At 38.2% G+C, this 7305-nt stretch carries 7 protein-coding genes; 5 read left to right on the top strand and 2 right to left on the bottom strand.

All coding sequences use genetic code 11. From position 1 onward, the window contains the following. Positions 1 to 47 precede the first annotated feature (47 nt). Genes ACPYKA_RS15875 through ACPYKA_RS15865 form a run of 3 tightly spaced genes read left to right on the top strand, consistent with a single transcriptional unit; the run spans position 48 to position 3690 of the window. Positions 48 to 2390, top strand: a complete 2343-nt coding sequence (locus tag ACPYKA_RS15875) for a xanthine dehydrogenase family protein molybdopterin-binding subunit (RefSeq protein ID WP_479543198.1) — start codon at positions 48 to 50, stop codon at positions 2388 to 2390. Further along, positions 2387 to 3226 carry an FAD binding domain-containing protein gene (locus ACPYKA_RS15870; protein ID WP_479543194.1) on the top strand — a complete coding sequence of 280 codons (840 nt, stop codon included), beginning with the start codon at positions 2387 to 2389 and terminating at the stop codon, positions 3224 to 3226. The genes ACPYKA_RS15875 and ACPYKA_RS15870 overlap by 4 nt, the downstream gene beginning before the upstream one ends. Continuing rightward, positions 3223 to 3690, top strand: a complete 468-nt coding sequence (locus tag ACPYKA_RS15865) for a (2Fe-2S)-binding protein (RefSeq protein ID WP_479543193.1) — start codon at positions 3223 to 3225, stop codon at positions 3688 to 3690. Before ACPYKA_RS15870 ends, ACPYKA_RS15865 begins: the two co-directional genes overlap by 4 nt. 388 nt (positions 3691 to 4078) lie before the next feature. Here ACPYKA_RS15865 and ACPYKA_RS15860 read toward each other — a convergent pair whose 3' ends face one another. Together ACPYKA_RS15860 and ACPYKA_RS15855 are read right to left on the bottom strand one after the other, a co-directional pair. Beyond that, complete coding sequence (locus tag ACPYKA_RS15860) at positions 4079 to 4468, bottom strand: hypothetical protein (RefSeq protein WP_479543192.1); 390 nt, start codon at positions 4466 to 4468, stop codon at positions 4079 to 4081. Positions 4469 to 4655: 187 nt separating this feature from the next. Then, entirely contained in the window at positions 4656 to 5252 is a 597-nt protein-coding gene (locus ACPYKA_RS15855; RefSeq protein WP_479543191.1) for a hypothetical protein, read from the bottom strand. Positions 5253 to 5552: 300 nt separating this feature from the next. On the opposite strand from ACPYKA_RS15855, the gene thiD reads away from it, so the two are divergent. After that, positions 5553 to 6392 (top strand): bifunctional hydroxymethylpyrimidine kinase/phosphomethylpyrimidine kinase, encoded by an 840-nt coding sequence (gene thiD, locus ACPYKA_RS15850; protein WP_479543190.1) that lies wholly within the window; start codon positions 5553 to 5555, stop codon positions 6390 to 6392. 27 nt (positions 6393 to 6419) lie between these two features. Further along, positions 6420 to 6968 (top strand): cysteine hydrolase family protein, encoded by a 549-nt coding sequence (locus ACPYKA_RS15845; RefSeq protein WP_479543189.1) that lies wholly within the window; start codon positions 6420 to 6422, stop codon positions 6966 to 6968. Positions 6969 to 7305 lie beyond the last annotated feature (337 nt).

The following is a 7305-nucleotide window of genomic DNA, read 5'->3' as shown; positions in this document are numbered from 1 at the left end:
CTGAACAAATTAATGGTGATAAATTATTAAAACGAGGATGGGGCAAAATGAGTATCAAAAATTATACATATGTTGGAAAAGATATTCCGCGAATTGACCTAAAAGATAAAGCTTTTGGTAAGGCGAGATATACAAATGATGAAGTGAAATTAGGAACTTTACATGCAGCACTACATATTAGTACCCATGCACATGCAAAGTTAAACAAGGTGAAAATTGACAAAGCGTTAAAAGTTCCCGGAGTTCATGCCATTATAACGGGAGAGGATTTTCCGTATCCAGTTGGTCCATTAGTTGCCGATCGACCTCCTATTGCGTATCAAAAAGTACGGTATTATGGGGAGCCAATCGCAGTCGTTGTTGCAGATCACGAACATCAAGCGAAACAGGCGGCAGCGCTTATTGAAGTGGAATATGAACCGCTCCCAGTACTAAAGTCTCCTCGTGAAGCGGCCGAAGAGGGCGCTCCATTAATTCATGAAAATATGAGGGACTATACAGTGATGGTGGAAGGAGTTCACGCAATTCCAAACACAAATATCGCAAATTTAACTAAGATTCGTAAAGGGAATATGGAATCAGGTTGGAAAGAAAGTGATGTGACGATAGAGGCTAGTTTTTCATTTTCACCAGCTGATCACGCAGCACTTGAAACTAGAGTTGCTAGAGCAGAAATATTGGAAAATGGCGAGGTGAAAATTTACTCGTCTACCCAAGGACCTTTCTATGTCCAAAAGTTGCTTAGTGAATTTTTTAATCTTGATGCCGGAAAAATATCTGTAGAAACACCTTTAGTTGGAGGAGCATTTGGAGGTAAAGGGTGTGTACAATTAGAGTTTATCGTCTACCTAGCTTCCCTAGCGGTCGGTGGAAAGATGGTAAGTCTTGTAAACACACGAGAGGAAGATCTTATCTCATCACCAGTTCACCTAGGGTTAGAAGCTGCTATAAAGCTTGGTGCAACAAAAGATGGTAAGTTAAAAGCAGCTCATTATGAGTTTTATTTTAATACGGGTGGTTATTCCGATATGGGGGCTGGGATGAGCAAAGCCGGGGCTGTAGATTGTACAGGCCCTTATAAAATTGACAACGTGTACTGTGATTCACACTGTGTCTATACAAATATGCCTTATGCGACGTCATTTCGTGGATTTGGTCATCCGGAATTAACGTTTGTTATGGAAAGGGCAATGGATCTCTTGGCGGAAAAATTGAATATTGATCCAATTGAACTTCGATTAATGAATGCTATTAAACCAGGTGATACCACGCCAACACAAACTCATCTTAATGCAAGTAATCTTGGCGATGTTTCTTCCTGTCTAAGAAGGTTGAAAGAGTTAGTTAATTGGTCAGAAGGTGTCAGCTCGATTACAAAGGATGGAAAAGTTCGAACAAAAGGAGTAAGTAGTTTTTGGAAGACATCAAGCACACCCCCGAACGCAACAGCAGGGGCCGTGTTAGTATTTAATATCGATGGCAGTGTCAATTTAAATTGTGCGGCAGTTGAACATGGTCAAGGGACAAAGACTGTTTTGGCGCAAATTTTAGCGGAAAAGTTGCAAATGGATATGAAAAAAATTCATGTAACGATTGAAGTAAATACGAAATATGATCCCCATCAATGGAAAACCGTTGCAAGTAGTACGACTTATTTAGCTGGTCGAGCAGTGATGGCTGCAGCAGAGGATGCAATTTATCAACTAAAACAAATCGGTGCGGTAGCGTTAAAATGCTTACCGGCAGACGTAGAGGTTGGTAATGGAAAAGTATATATCCGTGATAGTCCAGAGTTTTATATCAACATTAAAGATGTTGCCGTAGGATATAAGTATCCCGATGGTAATTCTGTAGGCGGTCTTGTCGTTGGCGCAGGTTCTCATGTTGTTCGACATTTGACGCCTCTTGATCCGGAAACAGGCTACGGAAAACCTGGTCCGCAATGGACGGTTGGAGCCCAAGCCGTTGAAGTTGAATATGATCCAGTTGAGCATACGTACAAAATAATAAAAGCAGTGACTGTGTTGGACGCAGGAAAAGTAATCAATCCTGGCTCAGCGATTGGACAAATGCGTGGAGGTATGTATTTAGGACTTAGTTGGGCAAGTAGAGAGACGTTTATGTTTAATGAAAAAGGGAGAGTATTAAACCCGCAATTTAGAAGTTATGATTTATTACGAGCAAGTGAGGCGCCAGAATATGTAGTGGACTTCATTGAAACTCCTCTTATTGATGGGCCGTACGGTGCAAGGGGGATTGGTGAATATGGGGTAATCGGTATGGCCGGTGCTCTTGCAAACAGTTTATCAACCGCAAGTCAAGTCCAATTAAATCAACTCCCACTTACACCAGAATATATTTGGGAAACGGTGCAAGGAGTAGAACAATGATAAATTTTGATTTCGAATATAGAAAACCAACTACGTGGGAAGATGCTGTTAACCAATTTAAACAATTCAAGTTACAAAAGAAAAAAGTGATGTATTATTCCGGGGGCACGGAAATTATTAGCCGAGCTAGGATGAATGAAGTTAATCCAGATGTCATTATCGATATTAAGGGGATTCCAGAATGTCAATTGCTTAAAGTAACCAAAACGGAAGTTGTCATTGGGGCTGCTGCTACTTTAACAGAGATCACAGAATCAAATGCTTTCCCGCTTCTTTCCAGTGTTGTTCGGGGAATTGCGACAAAAACAGCACGGAATAAAATAACAATTGGTGGAAATTTAATGAGTTCCTTACCATATAAAGAGGGGATCCTGCCTTTCTTACTTGCTGAAAGTAAATTGAAAGTTGCAACGGAAAACGGTTTGGAAACAAGGAATATTGCTGACGTTTTTACAAATAAAATTAATTTGCGGGATGAAGAATGTATTGTCCAAATTATTACGGATGCCAGTAAAGTAAATCAACCATTTTTTACTGAAAAGAAAACGAAACAATCACGTGTAAATTATCCAATCCTAACAAGTGCTTCCGTGCACATAAATGATGAAATGCGGGTTGCATTTAGTGGACTGTGCGAGTTTCCATTCCATGTAAAGGAAATTGATGAAGAATTAAATAATCCCTCCAAGGCTCCAGAAAAGCGGATTAAAAAGATTATGAAACTATTACCGGGAACTATCTTGGATGATATGCACGCATCTCAACAATATCGAAAATTTGTATTAGAAAGAGCATTAACGAAAATTATCGAGCAAATGGAAGGTGTCTCTAAATGACAAAGCAAGTTGTAAGATTAACCGTAAATGGAATAGAAAAAGAAGTATATGTAAGAAATTCAGAGACACTTATTCATACGTTACGTCATCAGCTTGGACTAATGGGAGCAAAACCGGCTTGTAACAACGGAGATTGCGGTGCATGCACTGTTTTAATAGATGGAATGCCATTAAACTCTTGCCATACATTAACAGTCGAGAATAAAAATCAAAATATAACGACAATTGAAGGTTTAACAGATACAACGATTCAAGAAAGATTTATAAAAAATTGGGCGATCCAATGTGGCTATTGTACTCCTGGATATATTTTAAATTGTTATGCATTAATCGAGACAAAGCCAAATGCCGATGATGCTACAATTGATGAATGGCTTGATTCAAATATATGCCGTTGCACAGGATATGAGGAAATCAAACAGACTGTAAAAGAAATGATACAAATGAAGAATGTAAATGGATAAATTATTGAATAGGTGAGGAGAAGGGTACTAGCAACCATTTTTAAAGCAAGGATCTGCTATTTTTAAAAAGGAGCAACTGTGCAATTTACCGTAAAGGGACAGCAAATCGGCGAGATTTTAGTATAAGCTGTTTGGAAGAAGATTTGGTAATCCGTGCAAATGAACTTTGTGAATATCTCGTATATCACAGTGATTCACTTTTAACGTTTTTAGAAAAAGACCCTCACTTCCATTATGTAAAGGCACTCGGCCTTTAATAAGTGGGGGATAAATTTTATAATAAAAGAATCAACTAGTGACCAACGGTATCAAGGAAAAAGAATGGTCTATTTATGGTCGACCATTCAAGATATAAAACAGATTTATAAAATATTAAAGAAATGATACATTAATTTGGAACGATGGATTGTTGGATCATTTGTAACGTTTTACTTGCTTTTTCTATCTGATAATCTAACTGTTTGAGTTGTTGCTGTTCCGCTATTGAAACACCAAGAACCAAATCTGGTGTTAGTATTTGTACTTGTTGCATCAATTGAATGGCATTTGTCAGCCTGTCATCGGCAATGCGAAGTTGTGGCTGGACGGGGTTAGCCCCTTGAGCCTGCCGTACTGCTTGTTGTGCCTCTTGAAGTGATTGTTTTGTGGCATTAAAAATGTGTAAAAGCTCTTTGTTTTGCTCTGTTTGCGATTCTTTATTTGCTTTACTTTTTGGTTTTACTGTACCTTTCATTGCCTGATCTTGATTGTAACGTTCTTGAACAGTTTGTTTACCCATGTATATCATCCTTAGCAATAGATAGTAAAGTTATTTTCCCACAAAGATAACAACTCTATGCAATATAAAACAAGGATCTTTTTTGGCAGATAGGAAACCAGCATGGCACTCCTTTAGCGAGCCACCATCTATCTTGAAAATAGGTTTGTTTTCATACAAAACCACTATTGATTAAAAAGTAAATCCGTTATTTTACCGTTAAATTGATAATAAATACTTCCTCATAATCCGTTGCTTCTTTTAAATCTTCGTCACTTTCAATGTCTGAACGAATATGGACAGAATCACTATCTGTTAAGGCGACCGTTCCAATTACTTTTTTCTCACCCAAATGAATGGAAGTAGGCATATTGGCCATTCCAAAAGCAGAACCCGTATACTCCTTTTCAAGTGGTGTTTTCGATTCCATACTCGCTGTCCCCTCATCTGAAATGATAGAAGCCAGCCATTCTATGTCCTTATGATTCGTTCGCTTGGAAATAAGCACACGAATCGGCTTTGATAAATCGGTGTCATCAAGATAAGAAGTAAATAACATGACTTCTTCCTGCTTTTCTCCATTTTTATACTGATCGATTGATACTTCAATGATTTCCGCATCGTTATCGTTTATCTGTAATTCAACTACACTCGTATATTCGCCAATTAAATCAAGCAAATTTTGTTCAAAAGCGGATAAATTTGCACTGTCGATTGTTACGGCAGTATTATCATTATTTTTTAACGAACATGCAGTGAGAAAACTAATGATGAAGATGAAAAGTAATAGGCTGAAACGTTTCAAATCCGAGCCCTCCGTCAATATTATTTTGGAAACAACGATTTCTGTATGATATAATTGTTAAAAAGTATAAATTTTCAGTTAAAATGTGTGTTCAAAGTAGGAGGATAAAAAGGATCAAGAAGTTCGAGGCGGCGAAGCTTCGAGCAGCGGAATGTATGCATTCAGATACATGAGCAGCGGAGAAGCAAGCCAACAAAGAAATTCGCAGTGTCATTTTTACCGGACTTTTTGAACATCCTCTTAAAGATATACTACGTAACATACCATACTTTAGTCAATCTACAAAGAAGGGATTTTATCATGAACAAGCCATCACGAGTATTAACAATCGCAGGTTCAGCGGCTGGAGGAAGTGCGGGAATTCAGGCAGATTTAAAAACATTTCAGGAATTGGATGTATACGGAATGAGTGTCGTTACTGCGATTGTTGGACGTCATCCAGTAACAAACAAAAACGTGCACCCGCAAACGATTGAAGCGATTGAAGCCCAATTTGCTACTGCAAATAAACAAGTAGGTTTCGATGCTATTAAAACAGGGATGTTGTTCTCTAAAGAGGTAATCGAAAAAACTGCTGAACTTCTTTCAACAATAGCTATTAATCATATTGTTGTCGACCCAGTAATGGTAGGGAAATTAGATTCTAAGCTTTTAAAAGACGATGCAATAGATGCATTGAAAAAAAAGTTAGTTCCATTATCTACAGTTATTACACCAAATATGGCAGAGGCTTCAATTTTACTTGAAGGACGAAAATTAAGCAGTGTCGATGATTTAAAAAAAGCGGCAATTGATCTTCATGAATTAGGACCAGATTATGTATTAGTTAAGGGAGGACGTTTGGAAGGTCCTGCTGTTGATGTTCTATATGAAGGAACTACTTTAACAACTTTTGAAGCACCGCGAATTAATACGGTAAATACAAGTGGAGCAGGATGTACTTATTCCGCAGCGATTACGGCTTACTTAGCTAAAGGAAAATCAATCCATGACGCAGTTCTTTTTGCAAAAAGCTTTATTACTACTGCAATTGAACATAGCTTTACGTATACTGATCAAGTTGGACCGACATACCATGCAGCTGAACGTAAATATGGAGAGGCACACTCAATTATTGTACAAAAAGAGAGTGTTTTATAAAATTTTAAATAAATGGGGGAAATAATAGTGAAGCGTGCTTTAATTAATGTTGATTATACATATGATTTTGTAGCAGAGGATGGCAAGTTAACATGCGGTATTCCCGGGCAGGCAATTGAGGAAAAAATTGTTGCTATTACTAAAGAGTTTCTAGATGCTGGTGATTTTGTAACTTTTGGAATTGACGCTCATGAAGAAGGAGACGATCTCCATCCAGAGTCCAAACTATTCCCCGCTCATAATATTGTAGGTACAAGCGGAATGGAGTTATATGGAGGACTCAAAGAGCTTTATGAGGAACATAAACAAAATAAAAATGTATTCTACTTTGAGAAAACTCGGTACAGTGCTTTTACCGGAACGAACTTAGAGTTAAAACTTAGAGAAAGAGATATAAAAGAGGTCCACTTAGTAGGTGTTTGTACAGATATTTGTGTGTTACATACAGCAGTAGATGCTTATAATAAAGGGTTTGATATCGTTGTGCATAAAGATGCTGTTGCCAGCTTCAATCCAGCAGGACATGAATGGGCACTTGAACATTTTAAAAATACATTAGGAGCAACAGTAAAATAAAGCATTCCTTTGCACAAAATACATAACTGCGCAGCAACTTAGGTTAATTTCCTTTGCAAATACCCAAATAAAGTTGCAACGTAAAATACCGCTTCGGCAGAATACTTCGCTTTCCGTGGGCACGGCTTCAGCCTCCGAAGCAGAAAACCACTGCTTCGGAGTCTTCAGACACGTGCTTTTCCCACAGGAGTCTACGTATTCTGCCTACGCTAGTATGAATTCTCAAATTAAAGAATTGCCTTTTGTCCAATAAATCTATCCCAGCGAAGGAAATACACGGAGACTCCTGTGGGAGGAAAGGCCTCGGTGAGACCACGCAGTGCATAGCACAAGGGGG

It is taken from the genome of Pseudogracilibacillus amylolyticus (SeqCode), from assembly GCF_051918545.1.
GTDB lineage: Bacteria > Bacillota > Bacilli > Bacillales > Amphibacillaceae > Pseudogracilibacillus.
This window is presented reverse-complemented; position numbering and strand designations above follow the sequence as displayed.